This is a genomic window from Achromobacter sp. 1011791174 (assembly GCF_059760925.1).
In genome coordinates this window covers 15,767-36,744 of record NZ_JCBANH010000042.1, presented here as the reverse complement: position 1 = coordinate 36,744, position 20,978 = coordinate 15,767, and the positions used below count along the sequence as shown (strand labels likewise).

Below are 20,978 nucleotides of genomic sequence, written 5' to 3'. Positions count from 1 at the left end.
GGACGGTCTTGCGTGGAGCGAAGGAAACGGCCGCGCCGGCGACTGGGCGGGCGGCTGCTTGAGTAATAAATAAAAACCATTATCATTAAAGTTTGGGTGATTCGCAATACGGAGAGCCAGCCATGCGCGATTGCCGGCGCGTTGCTCGCGATGGATGCCGCAGGGGCCGAATGGCCCTGGCGCCGCGCGGTCGTCATGCCTCGGCCGCGCGGCGCGGGGGCGCGCACCGGGCCAAGGCCGTGTCCGCCGGAGCCGCCTTGTCGACCCGCGTATTGCGCGCGAAAAGTTTTTTTCCGGAAAACGTATCCCTTTTCCGATCTCGTGCGGCAGAGGAGCTGAAAGCCTGCGCTTGGCGTCGGCTCCAGACCCGACGAGATAGGAAAAGCATGTCCCCCGCACGTCATCTTCCCCGTTCTTCCCGATCCCCGCGCCGCCTGCGTCCGCTGGCCCTGGCGCTGCGCTGCGCGCTGGCGGGCCTGCCCGCGACAAGCATCGCCATGCTGCCAACGGGCGTTGCGCTAGCGGCCGAAGCCGCACCGGGCGCGTCCGGCACGCCCGCCACGCAGCTCGACGACACACAGCTGCGCAGCTACGACGTGCCGGCCGGGCCGCTCGGCGCGGCGCTGGGCGCGTTCGCCAGCCAGTCCGGGCTGCTGCTGTCCTTCGATCCGGCGCTCACGCGCGGGTTGAACGCGCCGGCGCTGGCGGGGCGCTACACGGTCAGTGGTGGATTGCGCCGGCTGCTGGCGGGCACCGACCTGCGGCTGCTGCCGCGCGCGGATGGCAGCTATGCGCTGGCGGCGGCGTCCCGGGCCTCGGCCGACGCCATCCCGCTGCCCTCGGTGGTGGTCACGGCCGAAGGGCCGCCCGAGCCGGAGAAAGAGGTCTACACGGCGCCGCGTTCGTCGGTGTATCTGTCCGGCAAGGACCTGGACCGCTTTGGCCGGGGCGTGTCGCCGGCCGATTTGCTCAAGGGCGTGCCGGGCGTGCAGGTGGGTGACAGCCGCAATGGCGGCGCGCTGGACGTCAACATCCGCGGCGTGCAGGGCCAGAGCCGCGTGGCGGTGCAGATCGACGGCGCCGAGCAGGCATTGAATGTGTACCGGGGCTATGCCGGCACGCAGCAGCGCAGCTATATCGACCCGGACCTGATCAGCGATGTCACCATCAACAAGGGGCCGACGCTGAAGTCCGGCGCCATCGGCGGCACGGTGGAGATGCGCACCCTCGGGGTCAAGGACATCCTGGTGGACGGCAACAGCTTCGGCATGCGGCTCAAGGGCGATGTCTGGAACAACGGCGTGGCGCCCGAACGCCGGACCGGCATGGCGGCCGCGCCGGGCCGCGAAGCTGAAAATCTGGAGACAGCGCCGCACGTCGGGCGCGGCAGCCTGTTCGGCTCGCAGGCCAAGTCCGGCAGCGTGGCGCTGGCCTATACCAATGAGCGCCTGGATCTCGTGGCCGCCTACGCGCGCCGCAACCAGGGCAACTACATCACCGGCGTGAAGGGCTGGGAGCGCTACCGCAGCTTCGACCGCTACGGCTATGAAGAGTCCACTGTGGCCAAGGTCTACAAGCCGGGCGAGGAAGTGCTGAACTCGTCCTACAAGACGGAGTCCGTGCTGCTCAAGGCCACCATCCGGCCGGCGGACGGCCACGCGCTCGAACTGGGCTACCGCCGCTATGACGGGCGCAACGGCGAGATCATGCCGTCGGACATCTTTCGCCTGGGCACGGCGGGCATCTACCAGTATCCGTTGAGCCAAACCAAGATCGATACCTACACGGCGCGCTACCACTACCTGCCCGCCGGTAATCCGCTGGTGGACGTGACGGCCAACCTGTGGCTGACGGATGCCTCGACCAGCCTGCTGACCTCGGTGACGGCGCCGACCTCGCAGGCCTACCGCTCGGATCGCAACTGGACCCGCCAGGCCAACCGCCGCATCGGCGGCGACCTGGGCAACGTCTCGCGCTTTTCGACCGGCGTGGGCGATTTCAAGCTGGACCTGGGCGGTTCGTTCCAGATGGAAGACATACGCCCGCAGAAGGGCGTGGTGATCACGCAGAACGACATCAACGCCAACCGCACGCTGCGCGACGCCAAGCGCCAGGAATTCAGCCTGAACGGCAAGCTGGAATACAAGCCTGTGGACAAGCTGACGCTGTGGACCGGCGGCCGCTACACGCATTTCAGCGTCGAGGACAACGGCACCCGCGCCATCGCCCGGCGCGAGGACCGCGCCATGCGCTTCATCACGGTGAGCAAGCCGCGCGACTATGGCTACCTGTCCTGGTATCCGGACCGCAACGGCCAGTACACGGCCGCGACGGATCCCCGCTTGAACAACGGCATCGTCTACACGGACACCAATAACCCCTTCGAAGGCGTCAACTACAACGACTATGGCGCGACCGCTACGGAAGTCGAGGATGAGCGCGTCGTCAACATGGTCCAGGGCTATCGCTATGAGGGCAGGCGGCGCAGCAGCGGCGGCGGCTTCTCGCCGTCGGTGGGCTTCAACTTCGAGCTGATCCCGGACACCTTCGTCTACGCCTCGTACACGCAGGGCTTGCGCATGCCCTCGCTGTTCGAGACCAGTCGCGGCACCTTGCAGGTGGACCCGGGCAAGAGCCTCAAGCCGGAACGCTCCAGCAGCTGGGAAGTCGGCGCCAGCACGCTGCGCCAGGGCGTGTTCACCGACCGCGACACGGCCGGGCTGAAGGTGGCGTACTTCAACAACAACATCAAGAACTACATCACCCGCTACTACGATCCCAGCCCGGGCCTGATGGGCCTGATGCGTTTTACCAATACCGACAGCTACAAGACCAGCGGCCTGGAACTGCAGTCGCATTACGATGCCGGCCGCGTGTTCGCCGATCTGTCGGCCACCTACTACCTGAAGACCGAGACCTGCGATTCGGCCTTCGCCGCCAAGCTGCGCGCCGCCGCCAACCGCTACCGGCCGACACAGGACACGCCCAACTGCACCTCGGGCAGCTTCATGGGGTCGTACACCAACACGCAGAACCCGCCGCGGCTGGCGCTGAACCTGACGGCCGGCCTGCGTTTCCTCGACGAGACGCTGACCGTGGGCGGGCGCGTGACCTATACCTCGGGGCCGACCGCCAAGGCCGACAAGCCCTGGCAGACCGGCGCCACCACGCTGCAGCAGGTGTACCACTCGGTCGCGCTGTACGACCTGTTCCTGAACTACAAGCTGCGCGAGCACACCGATGTGAACCTGGCCGTGCAGAACCTGACCAACCGCTATTACCTCGACCCGCTGGCGCAGAGCTTCATGCCGGCGCCCGGGCGCACCGTATTCCTGGGCATGCAGACAAGGTTCTGACCATGAAGCCCGCCACGCTTTTCCGCCGGCCGCTGCCGGCCCACCCACCTCTGCCAGCGAGGATGCACCATGACCACTCTATCGCCCCACGCCGACGCGGGCCGCGCCCGCCGTCTGAAGGCCAGCACGACGTCCACCCATGATTCGCTGGACAGCCGCATCATGGGCGCGCGGATCTTCGCCAGCCGCGAGCGCTACGCGGGATTCCTGCGCGTGCAATACCGCTTCCTGCGCGATGTGGACGCGCTCTATGCGCGCGCCGACCTGGCGGCATTGCTGCCGGACATGCCGGCGCGGCGCCGCTTGGGTCTGGTGACGCGGGACCTGGCCGACCTGGGCATGGCGCCGCCGGCCGAGGCCATGCCGGCGGCCGACGCTGGCATGGCCGTGCCCGGCGCGCTGGGCTGGCTGTACGTGGCCGAAGGCTCGACGCTGGGCGCGGCCGTGCTCTACAAGCTGGCCGGCAAGCTGGGCCTGGACCGCGACTTCGGCGCGCGCCACCTGGCCGCGCATCCCGAAGGCGTGGCGCAGCACTGGCGCGACTTCGCGGCGGCGCTGGACGCGGTGCCGCTGACGCCGGAACAGGAGGGCGAAGTCGTGTCCAGCGCCCGCGCCGCGTTCGTGGCCGTGCGCGGCTATGTCGAGCAGGAACTGGCTTGATGGAAGAACCGTCGGCCGGCGCGGATCGGGCGTCGCCGGAAGCAGGGCGGCGGCCCGCCGCGAAGCCTGGCCGGCTGGCGCGCGCCGCCTGGGCCGCGCTGGGCTGGCTGATGGTGGCGCTGGGCATCATCGGCGCGCTGTTGCCGGTGATGCCGACCACCATCTTCCTGATCCTGGCAGTGGCCTGCTTCGCGCGCTCGTCGCCGCGCATGGAAGCCTGGCTGCTCACGCACCCGCGTTTCGGCGCGCCCTTGCGGCAGTGGCGCGAGCAGGGCGCGATCAGCCGCAAGGGCAAGGCCTATGCCATCGGCGGCATAGCGCTGGGCTACGCGCTGTTCGCCTGGGGCGCGCATCCGTCCTGGATGTTGGACCTGGGCGTGGCCATGGGCATGGCGGCCTGCGCCGGATGGATCGCGTCGCGGCCGGCGCCCGCCGCGCCGCCGGCTTGAGCGCCGACGCCTCAACCGCGCTGGCGGACGGCGCTGGGAAATATCGATCGGTGAATTTCATTCAAGCAATTACTTGAATGTGTGGTAGATTGACGCCGTTGCTATTGTCCATGCTTGCCGGCATCCCGACGTCCGCGCCAGCCCGCCACCGCCATGTCAGATTCCTTTCCGCTCGCACGCTATTTCACGCGCATCGGCTATCACGGTCCCGCAGAACCCACGCTGGAAGTACTGCGCCAGCTGCATCTGCTGCATCCGCAGGCCATCCCGTTCGAGAACATCGATCCCTACAGCGGCCGTGGCGTCAGCCTGGATCTGGCGCGCATCGCCGACAAGATGCTGGCGCGCGGTCGCGGCGGCTATTGCTTCGAGCACAACAGGCTGTTCCAGGCCGTGCTGGAGCAACTGGGCTTTCGTGTCACGCCGCTGATCGCGCGCGTGCGCTGGCAGGTGCCGGCGGACGTGCGCACAGGGCTCACGCACATGCTGCTGCGCGTGGATCTGGACGGGCGCAGCTGGTTCTCCGACGTGGCCTTCGGGTCCACCACGCAGACCGCGCCGCTGGAGTTCCTGCTGAACGTGCCGCAGGAAACGCCGCACGGCGTGTTCCGCATCGCGCCGGCCGGCCCGGATGAATTCAGTCTGGAATTCCAGACCGCCAAGGGCTGGAGCACGGTCTATCAGTATGGCTTGCGGCCGGCGCCGGCCGTCGATTTCGAGATCGGCAACTGGTACACGTCCAGCCATCCGCAATCGGTGTTCCTGTCCGACCTGATCATCAGCCGCACCGCGCCCGGCCTGCGCGAGCTGCTGGTGAACGATGTGTTGACGCTGCGCGGCAACACGGGCGCGCCGCCCGAGACGCGGCGCTACGACGATGCGCAGGCCTGGGCGGATTGCCTGCGCGAGCGTTTCGGATTGGACCTGCCGCCGGGCGAGGCGGCGGACCTGTTCGAGCGGGCCGCCGCAAGCGGCAGGCAGGCGGCTGCCGGGGAGCTGACGGCGGGCTAGCGCCCGACATGCCGTCAGTCCCTGACGCGCCCGGGCCCGCTCCGCTTCAGCGCTTCAGGTACGCCATCGCCGTGTCGTGGAAGAACAGGTCGCGATGCGCGGCATAGGCGGGCCGGTTCATGATGTCGACGAACACGTCCAGGTAGCGCGCCGTGTTGTCGACCATGCTGGGCATGTGCCAGTCCGAGCCGTAGGCGACCTTGTCCAGGAAGTCGTGGGGGCGGCCGTTATGCTGGGCCTCGGCGCGCGCGCGCTCGATGTTGGCGACCAGCAGCTCGCGCGCGGTCGGGTCGTCCAGCAGTTCGGTGATGTAGCCCAGCTCGCAATACACGTTCGGGTAGGTCGCGCACAGGTCGGCGACGATGCGGGCGAAATTGTCGGCGTCGCGCCACTCGGCGTCGTTGTCGGCCATCCAGCCGGCCGAGGAGACGCCCAGGTTGCTGGCCCGGCCGCCGCCGGCATGGCCCAGGCAGAGCCGCAGATCGCGCCAGCGTTCGTGTTCGAGCAGCGCGCGCCAGTGCTTGGGGTGGGCGTTCAGGCCTTTCTTTTCCTTCGTCTGGAAGCCGATGGGCGTGCAATGCACGAACACCGGAATATCGCCTGCGATGCAGTAGTCGAAGAACGCCGCCACCCGGCTCTCCAGCACGGGGTCGGCGTTGCCGATGGGCAGGTAGCCCAGCGCCGGATAGAACTTGAAGCCCAGGAAGCCGTGCGCGATCGCGGTGTCGGCCAGTTGCCGCCAATTGTCGCGCCGGGGATCGAAGGCGGAAAAGCCGAACATCGATTGCGGGTTGTCCTGCTTGAGCTGCTCCATCTTCCGCAGCTGTTCGGGGAAGGGATAGCGCGGCGGCTTGGGCACCGGATAGGCCAGCTGCATGTCCATCATCATGTGCAGCACCTGGATGTTGCCCGCGCCGAGCTTGTCGTAGCTGGACAGCAGCTGCTTGAGCACGGCCTTCTCCGACTTCAGCATGGTCAGGAAAAACTCCAGGTAGTTCTCTACGTGGCTGCCCCAGGCGAACTTGTCCATCAGGTCCGTGGCCGCGCGCAGCGCCTTGCGAATCACGCGCCGGGCCCAACCAAGCACGTCGACGATCCGTGGCGCGGCGCCCAGTTCCTTGAATGAGGTCACGGGTTCGTGCAGCGGCAACGGGTCCGGGTCGATCCAGCCCTCGGCGGCGTAGTCGATGCTCGCCAGCTGATCAATGATCCCCACGAGTTCCTCCGACAGCCCCGGTTCGGCAGGTGCGTCGTCCCACGGCTGGTCAAGCAGGTCCGCGGGGCTGCGCCCGGCGATCATGTCGGCCGGCACCCGCTCCATCAGGCCGGCGCGGACGACGTCCCAGATCTGCTCCAGATAGTGCTCGTCCGCGTTCTCGGGCGTGAAGGGCAGCGGATGGTCCGCGCGCAGATCCTGGGCGTCCGCATACGAGGAACCGGCCAGTGCGTACAGCAGCTGCGCGACGTAGTCCGCGAGCTTGCTTTCGTCTTTCTTCATTGCGCTGGCGATCACGCTTTCCAGCGGCAGATACCGGGCATTGAACAGATGGGTATGCAGATCCACGACACGGGCAGGCAGGTTCATGCGAGTGCTCCTCGGGATGGGGAATGGCAGTCTAGCGCGGGCATGGCGACCCGCATGCGGGCGGACGTTAGGGGCAGGGAAAATCCCGATGGGCGACGTCTTGTCGACATTCCAGCGGGGCATGACGCCGTCCGCGCGGGAATGGCCAGCGCCGGCTTGCGCCAGGTCATGCGGGGCGCGTCCGGCGGGCGCTGCCCGACCCGCCCAACGGGCGGCGTCCGGTAAGATCGCAGGCGAGCCGGGCTTGTGCCTGCCCGTTCCTTTCCTTGCCCGGCGCCACGCGCGCCGCCGCTCCCGTCCCGTGACTCCGCCACCATGACTCAATCCGCTTTCGAACTTCCGCCCGACCTGCTCGCCTTCCTGCGCAGCCCGCCGGCCTCGGCCGCCGAGCGCGACACGCCCGATGTGTTCTTCGACCGGCCCGAGATCGGCCGCCTGTACGCCCAGGCGCAGGAACCCGGGCAGACGGAAGCGGTGCTGTCCGCCTGCGCCGCGCTGCTGCCCGAGGTGCATCCCAACCGCGCGTCGCTGCTGGCGCTGATGGGCGGCGCGCTGGTCGAGGACGGCGCCGACCCGGCCATCCTGTTTCCCGCCTGCCATGCCTTGCTGGACGTCTGGCTGCAGGAGCTGGAGCCGTACTGCGCCGAGGAGGTCGACGAGGACGACGACGAGGCCGAGCCCGAGGAAGTGCAGGCCTGGGCCGACGCGCAGGCGCGCATGAAGGCCGTGCCGCAGGAGCGCCGCTGGGAGGTCGAGACCTTGCAGCAGGCCGTTGAACTGCTGGTGCTGCCCATGATGGCGATGGTGCTGCGCGACGAGCGCAACCACCGGGCCTTCCTGGCGGACGACGCCTTGCAGGCGCGGATCTACCGCCTGAACCGCAACGGCAGCCTGCCGTTCGAGCAGCTGCACTACCTGTGGCTGGCCGCGAACATGAGCTACGAGGACGAGCTGGTGGTGGTGCTGCCGGCGTCGGGCACGGGCTTCGTGGCGCGGGCGCACGCGGTGAACAACGGGTTCCATGCCTTCACGCTGCTGCAGAACCTGATCCGCGAACACGGCCAGGCGCTGGGCGTGCGCCAGGCCATCGTGGACCGCGCGCCGCCGTCGGAAGACAACGACAGCGACACGGCGGATTTCCTGTGGCTGCAGGCGCAGGCCTACGCGGGCGGTGAGCTGGTCAACGAGCTGGCCTGGTCCTGGGGCGAGGCGCCCTTGCGCGCCAATGCGCAGAAGCACGGCAAGCGCGTGCTGATCGGCCTGGACAAGGGCGACGCGTGCAGCCGCAGCTGGGCCGGTTTCCTGGGCGCCTGCCATGACGCGCAGAATCCGCACGTCGCCTTCAAGCGCTACCTGACGCCGGAGGAAGTGGCGTCGTACCTGCAATGAGCGGGCGCATGACGGCCAGGACAACGGAGGCGCGCGGATGAGCGGCGTGCCCGATTCCATCGTCGCCCTGCTGCGCGAGGCCGGCTGGCAGGCGCCGCCCGACGACGGCGCGCGGGATCCGGCGGGCGAGCGCCTGCTGGCGTCGCTGGCCGGCCTGTCGCTGGGCAAGACTGGCGCGGGACGGGAAACCGCCGCCAGCGACGTGGCGTTCTATGAACGGCCCTGCGAGCCGGACGAGGACGAATCGCTGGAAGGCCTGCCCTGGCGCGGCCGCACCGGGCCGCTGCGGGCGGTGGCCGACGCGCATCACAACCACATGATCGTGCTGCTGGATGCCGCCGGCGCGGCTTATGTCTATACGGTGCCGGACGGCAAGCTCTATAGGCTGGGCGCGTCGCTGGGCGAGGCGCTGGAACGGCTGCTGCTGGGCCTGAACTACGGCCCGGGAATCGACGCGGACGGCTGAGACGGGGGCAACGACGGGCGCAAGCCGTGCCATCCGCTGGCAGAGCGTCGTCCGTTCAAGCGTTCAAGTGCTCAAGGGCAGCGCCGTGAAGATCCGGTACAGCTCGGGCTGTTCCTCGAAGCCGATGCCGGGCGAGGCGGGCAGCGAGGCGTGGCCGTCCTGGATGCGGACTTCGCGGCCGAAGCCGCCGAAGGCGCCGAACAGGCCGGGATAGGATTCCGCGCCGCCCAGCCCCAGGCCCGCCGCCACGTGCAGGGACATGAGATTGCCGCCGTGCGGCATGATGCGCGCGGCCGGCACGCCATGGCGGGCAGCGATCTGCACGATGCGGTGGAACTCGCCCACGCCATAGGCCAGCGGCGGATCGGGCTGCAGGATCAGGCGCGCGCCGGCCGGCCCATAGCGCAGGAAGTTCTCGGTTTCTTCCTTCGAGTACAGGTTCTCGCCGCCGGCCACCAGGCCCGGATAGGCCTGGCTGACCGCGCGGTAGGTCTCGAAGTCGGCCGGATCGCAGGGTTCTTCCAGCCAGCGCAGGCCGTAGGGCGCGATCGCGCGGGCATAGGCCAGCGCCTCGTCGCGGTTGAAGGCGCAACTGGCATCCAGCGCCAGGCGGTTGCCGTCTTGCAGCAGCGACAGCGCCGATTCGATGCGGTCCAGGTCCTCGGCCAGCGGCAGGCCACCGGCCTTTATCTTTACGTCGCGGTAGCCGGCGTCCAGATAGCCCTGGATCTCGCGTAGCAGTAACGCGCGGTCGTCGGCCGGCTTGTAGAAGCCGCCGCCGGCGTAGCAGGGAATGGCGCGCGGCTCGCCGGCCCCGGCCACGCCGTAGCGCTCGGCCAGCGTCTGGTACAGCGGCCGGCCCTCCAGCTTGGCCGCCGCGTCCCACAAGGCCAGTTCCAGCGTGCCTACGGCCATCGAGCGCTCGGCATGCGCGCCGGCTTTTTCACGGCGCAGCAGCGCGGCCACGGCGCGCGGCGGATCGAGCCGGCCGCTATCCGGGTCCAGCAGGTCGGATGGCGGCGCGGCCAGCAGGCGCGGGATGAAGCGCTCGCGCATCGGGCCGCCGCAGGCATAGCGGCCGAAGGAATTGAAGGCGTAGCCCGCCACGCGCCGGCCGTCGCGGAACTGGTCGGTGGCGATGGCGACGATGGTGGCCGTCATTTCGCTGAAGTCCACCCGCGCGTTGCGCAGCTTGGCATCGATACGGAGGGTCTGTTCGCAGGCGTGGACGATCTTCATGGCGCGTGGGTGGGAGTGGCGGGAATCAATCGAGGGAGGCGCCGGTGCGGCGGACGATGTCGCCCCATTTCTGATGCTCGGCGCGGATGAAGGCGCCGAACTGCTCGGGCGTGCCGTGCACGGCTGGGCTGCCGAGCCGGGCGATCTGCTCGCGCACCTCGGGCAGGTCCATGACCTCGCGCATGACCTGGTTCAGGCGGGCGACGATGGGGGCGGGCGTGGCGGCCGGCGCCATCAGGCCATACCAGGCCAGCGATTCGTAGCCCGGCACGCCGGCCTCGTCCAGCGTGGGCACGTCCGGCAGCAGCGCGGAGCGCTGCTTGCTGGTGACCGCCAGGGGCCGCAGGCGCTTGCTGGTCAGGTTGGGCATGGCCGAAACCATGCTGTCGATGGCGAAGTCGATTTGTCCGCCCATCAGGTCCACCGCCATTGGCGCCTGGCCCTTGTAGGGCACGTGCACGGCGCGCGCGCCCGTCAGCGATTCCAGCAGCGCGGATGACAGGTGCTGGGGCGTGCCGTTGCCGGACGAGCCGTAGGTGTAGCGGCCGGGCCGGGCCTTGAGTTCGGCCAGCAGGGCGGGCGCGGTCTGGGCCGGGCTGGCGCGGTTGACCATCAGCACCAGCGGCACCGCCGCCACCTCGACCACGGGGGCCAGGTCGCGCAGCGGATCGTAGGACAGCTTGGGATAGAGCCAGGGGCTGATGGCCAGCGGGCCGCTGGACGACAGCAGCAGGGTGTGGCCGTCGGGCTGGGCCTTGGCCACCACGTCGGTGCCGATATTGCCGCCCGCGCCGACCCGGGCCTCGACGATGACGGGCTGGCCCAGCCGCGCTTGCAGGCGCGGGGCGAGGATGCGAGCCAGGATGTCGGACGGCCCGCCCGCCGGATACTGGATCACCATCGTGATCGGGCGCGAGGGATAGGCCGGGGTGTCGGCATGGGCGGGCTGGGTCGATGCGGCGGCCAGGCACAGCGCGGCCGCGTACAGCCGGGGCAGCGCGCCGAGCAGGCGGGCGGGAATGCGGGTCATGATGTCTCCTTGGGGCGCGCGTCCTGCGTGGGACACGCTGTCGTGGATGAAGCGCCGTAGCGGTTGTGATGTCTTCCGTGGCGTCTTGGGGCAGTGTCTTCGGATGGCGTCCGGCGTCGCGCCGGGCCGGGCCGCTTAGAGTCCGTCCATGGAAAACGACAGGCTGCGCAAGGCCTCGCGCAGCGCGGCGCGCTGCCGGGGATTCAGCGCCTCCAGCGGCGGCCGCAGCCGGTTCCAGCCTTCGTCGCCGCTGGCGTCGGCGACGGCGGCCTTCATCGAGGCGATCAGCGGATAGGCGGCGAAGGCGCCGCGCAGCGCGTTGAGCGCGTCCTGGCGAGCCTGCGCATCGGCCTCGCGCCAGCAGCGGTACAGCGCGACGATGGGGCCGGGATTGACGTTGGCGGTGGCCGAGATGCAGCCCGCGCCGCCCAGCCGCAGCGTGTCCAGCAGCAGCGTCTCGGTGCCGGCGTAGACGCCGAAGCCCGCGCTTGAGAACTGTTCGATGGCGTGCGCGGTGTAGGTCCAGTCGCCGCCGGTGTCCTTCATGCCGGCGATGATGCCGGGATAGTGCTTGAGCAGCCGTTCCACCAGCGCATGGGAAAAGCCCACCTGCGCCACGGGCGGGATGTGATACAGGTACACGCGCAGCCGCGCGTCGCCGACGCGCTCGATGAGTTCGCTGAAGAAGGCATACAGGCCGTCGTCGGTCACTGTCTTGTAGTAGAACGGCGGCAGCGCCAGCACGCCGGCGCACCCCTGATCGACGGCGGCGCGGCTCAGGCGCACCGCGTCGGGCAGCGCGCAGCTGCCGGTGCCGGGCAGCATGCCGGCGGCCGGCGCGCCGGCTTCGATGGCGGCGTGCAGCAGGCCCAGCTTTTCCTCGACGGACAAGGAATTGCCCTCGGAATTGGTGCCGAACATCGCCAGTCCGCAGTCCTGCCGCGCCAGCCACAGGCACAGCCGGGCAAAGCGTCTCGGGTCGGGTCGCAGGTTCTCGTCGTAGGGCGTCAGCACGGGCGCGAGGACGCCGGGTGGGCGGTGGTCTGGGGTTTGCATCATGGTCGGCGCCTGGTCGGTGGACGGTCGAGGCATCGTAGCGGCGCGCGTCCGGCGCGGGGTTGCCGGATTGCTTTCCTATTTTGCGAAATTCGCAAAATTCATGAATCGAAAGCGATCCCTGGAATCGATTGTCAAGCGTACACTCGTCGGCGTGATTTCCGTTGAGGAATACGCAAATGATCGACCTCGTCGCGCTGAAGGATTTCCTGGTCCTGTGTCAGTTCAGGAGTTTCAGCCGCGCGTCCGAGCGCTGCCATGTCTCGGTGTCCGGCCTGAGCCGGCGCATCCAGGGGCTGGAGCAGTGGCTGGGCGCGCCCCTGTTCGACCGCCGCAAGGCGGCGCTGGAACTGACCGATGCCGGCCAGCGGTTGCAGGCCGTGGCGACCGAGGTCGTGTATGCGCTGGAAGGGCTGCGCAAATCGGTGCGCAGCGACGCGCGAGACCGCCAGCAGCGCATCCGTTTCTGCGCGCCCCACATCATGTCGGCGGTGTTCTTTCCCGACTGGATCCCCCGGCTGCACAGCGATTTCCGCGACGCCAAGTTCAGCGTCGAATCCGACAATCTGCCCGAATGCCTGGCCATGCTGGACGAGGGCGCGGCCGACTACGCCGTGGCCTTGTTCGACGAGGGCGGGACCGTGGCGCGGCGCCTGGGCCTGTCCGCCGATGGCCTGCGCGCGCTGGAGCTGGGCCGCGAACGCCTCTTGCCGGTCAGCGCGCCCAACGCGGCGGGGCGGCCGCTGTACGACCTGGCGCAGGCGGGCGGACGGCCGGTGTCGTTCCTGGGCTATGCGGACGAATGCCATCTGGGCTGGTCGCTGCGGCCCTTGCTGGACCGGCTGGACCTGGACCTGCGCCAGAGCCACAACGCCAGCCTGACCGACGGCCTGCGGCTGATGGCGCTGTCGGGCCTGGGCGTGGCCTGGCTGCCGCTGTCGCTGGTACGCGCCGATCTGGACGCGCGCCGGCTGGTGCCGGCCGGCGGCGCGGCGTTCGAGTTGCCGCTGCGCCTGATGCTGTTGCGCCATGAGGCGGAACTGGCGGCGCAGGCCGAACGGCTATGGCAATACCTGATGGCGCTGGCCGAGCCGGCGCCGGTTGCGGACGCGCGTGGCGCCGAGCTGGTCGCGGGTTGAGCAGGCGGACTGGACCCGGCGCGGGCCGCGATGTCCTTCCGCCTCAGCCCGCGTCCTGCGCCATGTTCTCGCCCGTCGCGAACAGGTCCACCAGCGTGCGCCGCAGCCAGCGCTGGGCCGGCACGGTGTCGTTGCGCTGGTGCCAGAACAGCGTGATGGTGCGCGGCGGCGCGTGCATGGGCAGCGGCACGGCGCGCAGGTAGGGCGCATGCGGCGTCAACGCGCCCAGGTGCAGCGGCAGCACGGCGATCAGGTCGGTGTGGCGCAGCATTTCATAGGCCACGTTGTAGTGGTTGACCAGCGCGGCCTGTCGCGCGACAGGCCGCGCGCCGACAGGTACATGTCGTAGGACGGCAGCGTCTGGCCTCCCAGGCTCACGTCCACGTGGCGCGCCGACAGAAAGGCGCGCGTGCTCAGGCGCTTCATGCCGGCCAGCGGGTGATCGTGGCGCATGAAGCAGGCGTACTCCACCAGCCAGAGCGAGCGCGAGCGGATATGGCCCGGGTACTGGGCTTCGTTGACGTAGGCGCTGAGCACGCAGTCGGCGCGGTTCTCTTCCAGCTGTTCCGGGATTTCCAGCAGCGTGTTGGGCACGGCGCGCACGCGCGCCTGCGGCGCAGACTGCTCCAGCCGCCCGAACAGCGGCGGCAGCACGATGCCTGCGATGTAGTCGGACATCGACAGGCTGAACTCCATCGTGGCGCGGGCCGGGTCGAAGGCTTCGGCGTCGAGCGCGCCGCGCATGCGGTCCAGCGCCTCGCCCAGCGCGCTCCACAGCACGGCGGCGCGCTGGGTGGGAATGACGCCATTGCCGGCGCGCACGAACAGCGGGTCGTCCAGGCTGTCGCGCAGCCGCGCCAGCGCATTGCTGACGGCGGGCTGGGTCATGCAAAGTGCATTGGCCGCGCGCGTCACGCTGCCTTCGGTCATCAAGGCCTCGAAGACCTTCAGCAGGTTCAGGTCCAGCGTGCGGAAGCTCATGGCAGGTCATTCACATTGGTGATGTGGGGCATCATAACTATAAATTGGATAGATAGATTTGCGCATGCCTATCATGCGGTTCCTGGTCAAGAACAGTACGGCTGAAGCCGTCGATTGCAAGGGGAATTCCGCATGTCCATGATCTCGGCGCGCATCGAGCGCCTGCCGTTCGCGCGTTTTCACAAACACCTGCTGCTGATGGGCGGCCTGGGCTATATGTTCGATGCCATGGACGCCGCCGTGCTGGCGTTCATCCTGCCCGTGCTGCGGGTGGAATGGGGCCTGACCAGCGTGCAGATCGGGCTGCTGGGCAGCAGCACCTTCATCGGATTTTTCTTTGGCGCGCTGCTGGCCGGCACGCTGGGCGACCTGATCGGCCGGCGCGCGGTGATGATGTGGGCGCTGGCGCTGTACTGCGTGGCCTCGCTGGTCAGCGCCTGGGTCGACAGCTGGCCGCCGTTCTTCGCGGCGCGGGTGATCGCCGGCATGGGCACGGGCGCGGAAAGCGCCATCATCGCGCCCTATCTGGCGGAGTTCGTGGCGCGGCGCTTTCGCGGCAGCTTCACCGGCGCGCTGGCGGGCTTCTTCTCGTTCGGCTTCGTGGCCGCCGCGCTGCTGGGCTATTTCATCGTGCCGGCGCATGCCAGCGGCTGGCGCATCGTGCTGGTGATCACGGCGCTGCCGGTGGTGATGCTGCTGTGGTGGCGCCGCGCGCTGCCCGAATCGCCGCGCTGGCTGGAAAGCCGTGGCCGGACCGCCGAGGCCGAGGCCGTGCTGGACCGCATCGAAGCCGATTTCCGACGGCGCGGCGCCACACTGGCCGAGCCCCGGCCCGAGCCCGAGGCGCCGCCGCGCGGCGCGGCCAGCCTCGGGTCCAATTTCGCGCTGCTGCTGCAGGGCCGGCAGACGCGCATCACGCTGATGACCTGGATCATGTGGCTGTCGATCACCTTCAGCTACTACTCGTTCTTCGTGTGGATCCCGGGCCTGCTGGTCGAGAGCGGCATGAGCATGACCAAGAGCTTCGGCTATTCGCTGGCGATCTACTGCGCGCAGGTGCCGGGCTATTTCAGCGCGGCCTGGTTCAACGAGAAGATCGGCCGCCAGGCCACCATCGCCAGCTACATGCTGCTGGGCGGCGCGGGCGCGCTGGGGCTGGCGCTGGCCAAGACGGACGGCCAGATCATGCTGGCCGGCATCATCATGTCCTTCTTCATGAACGGCACCTACGCCGGCGTCTATGCCTACACCGCCGAGGTCTTTCCGACGGCGGTGCGCACCACCGGCGCGGGGCTGGCCTCGGCCATCGGCCGGCTGGGCGCCATCGCCTCGCCCGTGCTGGTGGGCTATCTGTATCCCAAGTTTGGCTTCCTGGGCGTGTTCGGCACCACCACGGTGACGCTGGTGCTGGGCGCGCTGGTGGTGCTGGTGATGGGCGTGCCCACGCGCGGCCGCTCGCTGGAAGCCATCGCGGCGGGAGAGGTGAAATGAACGGCGCGCGTCCCTTCCGTCCCGCCGTGGCGGTGCCGGCCTTGAATGCCGTGGCCCGCGCCCATGAGGCGCCCTCCCAGCCGCAGGCCGTGTTCGCCGCCGTGGACCACGCGCTGGCCGGCGAGATCGGCCACCGGCTGTTCACCATCCTGTCCTACGACCCGGACAGCGGCGTGGCCACGCGGCTGTATTCGAACCTGCCCGACGCCTACCCCGCGGGCGGCAGCAAGACCGTGATGCCGGGGCCGTGGACCGACACGGTGCTGGCGCGCGGCGAGTGCTACATCGGCTACACGCCGGACGATCTGCGCAGCGTCTTCGCCGATCACGAATTGATCGCCTCGCTGGACTGCCAGAGCGTGCTGAACGTGCCGATTCGCTGGCGCGGCCGCACCTGGGGATCGCTCAACCTGCTGCACGCCGAGCGTTGGTACGGTCCGGACGACGCCATCGCCTGCCGGCCCTATGCGCAGCTGGTGCTGCCGGCGCTGTGCTGCGCCTGAGCGCGGCGCCTTCATATGTCCATAGGCCGGGCTGATACGCCCGGCCCTTCACTTGCCAATATCGGGAGCATCATGGAAAGCACATTGTTCAAGAACGCCGCGTTGCTGGATCCGGCCCGGCCCGAGCTGCTGGAGGACCACGACGTGCTGGTCGAGAACGGCCTGGTCAAGGAAGTCTCGGACCGACCGCTGTCGGCCGCGTCGGCGCGCGTCATCGACCTGAAGGGCAAGACGCTGATGCCGGGCCTGATCGATCTGCACGTGCATGTGATCGCGGTGCAACTGAACCTGCCGCAGCAGATGGCCATGCCCAATGTGCTGGTGGCGTTCCGCTCGGCGCCGATCCTGCGCGACATGCTGCGCCGGGGCTACACCACCGTGCGCGACGCCGGCGGCGCCGGCCATGCCTTCAAGGTGGCGGTGGAGCAGGGGCTGGTGCAGGGGCCGCGCCTGTTCGTGTCGGGCCGGGCGCTGAGCCAGACCGGCGGCCACGGCGACGGCCGTCCGCGCAGCGATTTCATGCCGGGCGATTCGCCGTGTCCCTGCTGCGTGCGGGTGGGCGCGCTGGCGCGCGTGGCCGACGGCGTGGACGAGGTGCGCCGCGCGGTGCGCCAGGAATTGCAGATGGGCGCGGACCAGATCAAGATCATGGCGTCCGGCGGCGTGGCCTCGCCTACCGATCCGGTCGGCGCCTGGGGCTATTCCGAGGACGAGATCCGCGCCATCGTCGCCGAGGCGCGCGCCCGCCAGACCTATGTGCTGGCCCACGCCTACACCGCCGAGGCGATCTCGCGCGCGGTGCGCTGCGGCGTGCGCACCATCGAACACGGCAACCTGGTCGACGCCGAGGCGGCGCGGCTGATGGCCGGGCAGGGCGCCTATGTGGTGCCCACGCTGATCACCTACGAGGCCCTGGCCAACGAAGGCGCGGACCTGGGCCTGCCGGCCGACAGCGTGGCCAAGGTGGCGCAGGTGCGCAACGCCGGCCTGCATTCGCTGGAGATCTATCGCGACGCGGGCGTGCCGATGGGCTTCGGCACCGACCTGCTGGGCCCGTCGCACCGCCTGCAAAGCGAGGAATTCCGTCTGCGCGCCGAGGTGCTGGGCGCGCCGGCGGTGATCGCCAGCGCCACGCAGGTGGGCGCGCGGGTGCTGGGCATGGAGGGCAAGCTGGGCGTCATCGCGCCGGGCGCCTGCGCCGACATGCTGGTGGTGGACGGCAATCCGCTGCGCGACGTGTCCTGCCTGCTGGGGCAGGGCGAGCACATCCCGCTGGTGATGCAGAACGGCAAGGTGCAGTTCGACGAGCTGGCCGCCTGAGCGGACGGGGGGGGCGGGCGGCCTGGTGTGCCGTTCCTTCGGCGCGGGCGTTTCCGAGGGACAGCACGCTAGGGCTTGCCGCCCGCGTCGGCGGGCCTGACCGCCGCCCGCCACAGGTCCAGGAAATGGCGCTTCTTGAGCGCGTCCTGGTACACCAGCAGGCCCACGCCCAGGCCCAGCGGCCGCACGCCGGCGGCCGGTACCACCGAATCGCCCACCGGGCGCATGCCGGAAGCCTGCGCGATCATGTGCTGGCCGCGCGGCGACAGCAGGTAGTCGAGGAACATCGCGCCCAGGTCCGGGCGCGGCGCCTGGCGCGGGATCAGCGCGGCGCGCGACAGCATCAGCGTGTAGTCGCGCGGGTAGATGACGGCCAGCGGCGCGCCGCGTTCGATGCGGTGGCGGGTATAGGACTCCAGCACGTTGTAGGCCAGCGTGGCGTCGCCGCGCTCCAGCATGTCCAGCGCGTCGTCCGACGAGGCGTACAGCGCCGCGTCGTTCTGGCCCAGCGCCGCCAGCAGCGCCGGCGCCATGCTGTCCAGGCGCGTGTCCTGGGTGGCGGCCAGGTAGCCGATGGCGCTGGCGCCGACGTCATAGGTCGACACGGCGCCGGCCAGCGGCCGGTCGGGCGCCTGCAGCAGCGACAGCAGCGCGCGGCGGGTGCGCGGCGCGCGCGCCGCGTCCAGCCTGCGCGTGTCGTAGACCATGACGATGGGATCGGTGCCGGTGCTGAAGACTTCGTCGCGCCAGTTGGCCCAGGCGGGCAGGGCGCGGGTCTCGGGCGAGTCATGGGGCAGCGCGTAGCCGTCGTTGGCCAGCTTGGTCTGCAGGTCCATGGCGCTGCTGATGACCAGGTCCGGGCCGGATTTTTCGCTTGCCGCGTCGCGACGCCGCGCGATGATTTCGTCGTACAGCGCCTGGGTGGGCAGTTCGGTGTATTCCAGGCGCAGGGCCGGATGGATGCGGTGGAAGTCCTCCAGCACGCCACGGAACACGGGCAGGCTGTTGGATGCATGCACCACCAGCACGTTGGCGGATCCGTCCGGGCCCAGCGCGAGCGTGTTGGGCGGTTCGGCCTGGGCCCGCGCCGGCGGGGCCAGGGTCAGGGCCAGCGGCAGCAGCAGCGGCAGGATCAGCGCGCGCGCCAGCCGGCGCAGAAGGGTGTCAGCTTTCATGGGGCAGCGCCGGCAGCAGGATGACGGCGTCCAGCCCGCCGCCCACGCGGTTGCTCAGTCGCAGCTCGCCGTGGTGGCTGTCGACCGCGCGGCGCACGATGGACAGGCCCAGGCCGGCGCCGGCCGAGCGCGGATTGGGGCCGCGCACGAAGCGCTCGAAGGCGGCATGGGCCAGGGCCGGCGGGATGCCCGGTCCCTGGTCGGACACGGTGACGCGCCAGCGCGCGCCGTCGCGTTCCAGCCGCACGTCGATATGGCCGCCGGGCGCGGCGCCGTGGCGCAGCGCGTTGTCGATCAGGTTCTTGACGGCCTCGCGCAGCATCAGGCTGTCGCCCAGGGCCGGCGCGGGCGCGCCGTCGATGGGCAGGGCCAGGCGCACGTCGGGCGCGGGCTCGGCCTGCGGCACCGAGTCGTACACGGCCTGGTCCAGCAGCTCGGCCAGGTCCAGCGGCTGGAACTGCCGCACATTGCTGCGGTGGATCACGCTGGCGTCGCTGAGCAGCTGGTTGACCAGCCGCGACAGTTTCTCGGCGTTGCGCAGCACGGCCAGCAGGCTGCGGCGCTGTTCGGCGGGGTCTTCCTCGTCCAGCGCCACTTCCATCTGCGCGTGCAGCGCGGCCAGCGGCGTGCGCAGCTGATGCGCGGCCTCGGCGATGAACAGGCGCAGCGTGTCCAGGTTTTCCGCCAGCCGCGCCATGAAGCCGTCCAGCGTATGCACCAGCGTGTCCAGCTCTTCCGGCACGGGCGCCTTGATGGGTTGCAGGTCGGACGCGCCGCGTGCGGCCAGCTCGCGCTCGATGCGGCGGATCGGCGCCAGCGAACGGCGCAGGCCCCACCAGGCCAGCGCCAGCGCGGCGGCGGTGAAGCCCAGCAGCGCCAGCGTGCCGCGCCACAGCACCCGCGCGGCCAGCGCATCGCGCGCCTCGCTCGTCTGGCCGACCAGGACGCGTGCGCTGCGCGTGCCGGCGGGACCGGCGATCTTGCGCTCCATCCAGGCGAAGCGCACCGGCTGGCCCTGATAGCGCGCCTCGAACAGCCGCGATGAGGCCGCGTCGTCGGACGCGCCATCCACGGGCGGGGCGGGCAGGTCGGGATAGCCGGACACCAGCGCGCCGTCGCCGGCCCGCACCTGGTAGAACACGCGGTCGCGCGGCGCCTGCTCCAGCAGGGCCAGCGCGGCATAGGGCATGTCCATGCGCCATTCGTCGTCGACCAGCTGCAGGCTGTCGGCGATGGACAGCGCCGAGGCGCGCAGCAGCTGGTCGTAGGCGGTGTCGGCGGTCTGCTGCGCATAGCCGCGCACCATCAGGTAGAGCCCGCCCACGCCGGCGACGAATAGCGCCAGCAGCATGGCCAGCAGCCGGCGGCGGATCGAGATGCGGCCGGCGCCGGCATCGGGCCGCGGCTCGCCGGCAGCCTTAGCCGCCGGCTGGCGCGTCGGGCTTGCCGTCATCGCTGCACGTCAGGATGTAGCCGGTGCCGCGCCGGGTCTCGATGCGCAGCGGCGAGCCTTCGAGCTTGCGCCGCAGCCGGGCGATGTAGACCTCGATGGCGTTGGGCGCCGCGTCGTCGTCGAAGGCGAACAGCTTGTTGGCGATCTCGTCCTTGCTGACGGCGCGGTTCATGCCGGCCAGCAGGATCTCCAGCAGGCTGTATTCGCGCTTGGGCAGCTCGATGCGCTGGCCGGCCAGCGTGAGCAGGCGCGCGGCGCTGTCGATGACCAGATCGCCGAAACGCTGCACTCCGGCGGCCTGAGCGCTGGGCCGGCGCAACAGGGCGCGGCAGCGCGCCTCCAGTTCGCGGAAGTCGAAGGGCTTGGCCAGGTAGTCGTCGGCGCCGGTGTCGAGCGCGTGGACGCGGTCCTCGATGTCGATGCGGGCGGTCAGCGCCAGCACCGGGATCTTGCTGCCCCGGTCGCGCAGGCGATGCAGGATGTCGAAGCCCGACATGCGCGGCAGGCCGATATCCAGGATCACCAGGTCGAAGCTTTCGTATTGCAGCACGCCGTCGGCGCTCAGGCCGTCGTTCTGCCAGTCGACCGCATGGCCGAGCCGGCGCAGCCGGCGCACGATGGCGTCGGCCAAGTCTTCGTCGTCTTCGATCACCAGGATGCGCATGCGGCCAATTT

General features: G+C 69.8%; 17 protein-coding genes and 1 pseudogene. 10 read left to right on the top strand and 8 right to left on the bottom strand.

The features are described from left to right. Positions 1-386: 386 nt before the first annotated feature. From AC6LJ5_RS16115 to AC6LJ5_RS16100, 4 genes are all read left to right on the top strand, one after another. Positions 387-3,356, top strand: coding sequence for a TonB-dependent receptor (locus AC6LJ5_RS16115; protein ID WP_498140990.1), 2,970 nt, complete (start codon positions 387-389; stop codon positions 3,354-3,356). Between the two features lie 69 nt (positions 3,357-3,425). Further along, positions 3,426-4,016, top strand: a complete 591-nt coding sequence (locus AC6LJ5_RS16110) for a biliverdin-producing heme oxygenase (protein ID WP_498140989.1) — start codon at positions 3,426-3,428, stop codon at positions 4,014-4,016. Beyond that, positions 4,016-4,465, top strand: coding sequence for a YbaN family protein (locus AC6LJ5_RS16105; RefSeq protein ID WP_498140988.1), 450 nt, complete (start codon positions 4,016-4,018; stop codon positions 4,463-4,465). The genes AC6LJ5_RS16110 and AC6LJ5_RS16105 overlap by 1 nt, the downstream gene beginning before the upstream one ends. A 153-nt stretch (positions 4,466-4,618) precedes the next feature. After that, a complete protein-coding gene (locus AC6LJ5_RS16100; RefSeq protein WP_498140987.1) occupies positions 4,619-5,476 on the top strand; it encodes an arylamine N-acetyltransferase family protein in 858 nt (285 codons plus the stop codon). Between the two features lie 46 nt (positions 5,477-5,522). Here the strand turns inward: AC6LJ5_RS16100 and AC6LJ5_RS16095 are convergent, their stop codons facing one another. Further along, positions 5,523-7,061, bottom strand: coding sequence for an amidohydrolase family protein (locus AC6LJ5_RS16095; RefSeq protein ID WP_498140986.1), 1,539 nt, complete (start codon positions 7,059-7,061; stop codon positions 5,523-5,525). Positions 7,062-7,376: 315 nt separating this feature from the next. Between AC6LJ5_RS16095 and AC6LJ5_RS16090 the strand changes: the two genes are divergently transcribed. Then, positions 7,377-8,450 carry a hypothetical protein gene (locus AC6LJ5_RS16090; protein WP_103273005.1) on the top strand — a complete coding sequence of 358 codons (1,074 nt, stop codon included), beginning with the start codon at positions 7,377-7,379 and terminating at the stop codon, positions 8,448-8,450. A 37-nt stretch (positions 8,451-8,487) separates the two neighbouring features. Further along, complete coding sequence (locus tag AC6LJ5_RS16085) at positions 8,488-8,916, top strand: hypothetical protein (protein ID WP_498140985.1); 429 nt, start codon at positions 8,488-8,490, stop codon at positions 8,914-8,916. 63 nt (positions 8,917-8,979) lie between these two features. Here the strand turns inward: AC6LJ5_RS16085 and AC6LJ5_RS16080 are convergent, their stop codons facing one another. The 3 genes from AC6LJ5_RS16080 to AC6LJ5_RS16070 form a co-directional block, all read right to left on the bottom strand. After that, a complete protein-coding gene (locus tag AC6LJ5_RS16080; protein ID WP_498140984.1) occupies positions 8,980-10,155 on the bottom strand; it encodes an enolase C-terminal domain-like protein in 1,176 nt (391 codons plus the stop codon). A gap of 25 nt (positions 10,156-10,180) precedes the next feature. Continuing rightward, positions 10,181-11,185, bottom strand: coding sequence for a Bug family tripartite tricarboxylate transporter substrate binding protein (locus AC6LJ5_RS16075; protein ID WP_498140983.1), 1,005 nt, complete (start codon positions 11,183-11,185; stop codon positions 10,181-10,183). Between the two features lie 135 nt (positions 11,186-11,320). Continuing rightward, entirely contained in the window at positions 11,321-12,244 is a 924-nt protein-coding gene (locus AC6LJ5_RS16070; RefSeq protein ID WP_498140982.1) for a dihydrodipicolinate synthase family protein, read from the bottom strand. A gap of 176 nt (positions 12,245-12,420) precedes the next feature. Here AC6LJ5_RS16070 and AC6LJ5_RS16065 point away from each other — a divergent pair, with 176 nt between their 5' ends. Beyond that, positions 12,421-13,380, top strand: a complete 960-nt coding sequence (locus AC6LJ5_RS16065) for a LysR family transcriptional regulator (protein WP_212313635.1) — start codon at positions 12,421-12,423, stop codon at positions 13,378-13,380. 43 nt (positions 13,381-13,423) lie between these two features. On the opposite strand, the pseudogene AC6LJ5_RS16060 reads toward AC6LJ5_RS16065, so the two are convergent. Next, a pseudogene (locus AC6LJ5_RS16060) lies at positions 13,424-14,310 on the bottom strand (LysR family transcriptional regulator). 183 nt (positions 14,311-14,493) lie between these two features. Between AC6LJ5_RS16060 and AC6LJ5_RS16055 the strand changes: the two are divergent. From AC6LJ5_RS16055 to AC6LJ5_RS16045, 3 genes are all read left to right on the top strand, one after another. Further along, a complete protein-coding gene (locus AC6LJ5_RS16055; protein WP_498140981.1) occupies positions 14,494-15,852 on the top strand; it encodes an MFS transporter in 1,359 nt (452 codons plus the stop codon). After that, positions 15,849-16,355, top strand: coding sequence for a GAF domain-containing protein (locus AC6LJ5_RS16050; protein ID WP_498140980.1), 507 nt, complete (start codon positions 15,849-15,851; stop codon positions 16,353-16,355). The genes AC6LJ5_RS16055 and AC6LJ5_RS16050 overlap by 4 nt, the downstream gene beginning before the upstream one ends. A 72-nt stretch (positions 16,356-16,427) precedes the next feature. Further along, on the top strand, positions 16,428-17,675 hold the full coding sequence (locus tag AC6LJ5_RS16045; RefSeq protein WP_103273010.1) for a metal-dependent hydrolase family protein: 1,248 nt from the start codon (positions 16,428-16,430) through the stop codon (positions 17,673-17,675). Between the two features lie 68 nt (positions 17,676-17,743). Here AC6LJ5_RS16045 and AC6LJ5_RS16040 read toward each other — a convergent pair whose 3' ends face one another. From AC6LJ5_RS16040 to AC6LJ5_RS16030, 3 genes are all read right to left on the bottom strand, one after another. Then, positions 17,744-18,850: an ABC transporter substrate-binding protein gene (locus tag AC6LJ5_RS16040; protein ID WP_392412028.1), complete on the bottom strand. Its 1,107-nt coding sequence runs from the start codon at positions 18,848-18,850 to the stop codon at positions 17,744-17,746. Continuing rightward, complete coding sequence (locus tag AC6LJ5_RS16035) at positions 18,840-20,201, bottom strand: sensor histidine kinase N-terminal domain-containing protein (protein ID WP_498141001.1); 1,362 nt, start codon at positions 20,199-20,201, stop codon at positions 18,840-18,842. The genes AC6LJ5_RS16040 and AC6LJ5_RS16035 overlap by 11 nt, the downstream gene beginning before the upstream one ends. 67 nt (positions 20,202-20,268) lie before the next feature. Continuing rightward, positions 20,269-20,967, bottom strand: a complete 699-nt coding sequence (locus tag AC6LJ5_RS16030) for a response regulator (protein ID WP_103273013.1) — start codon at positions 20,965-20,967, stop codon at positions 20,269-20,271. Positions 20,968-20,978 lie beyond the last annotated feature (11 nt).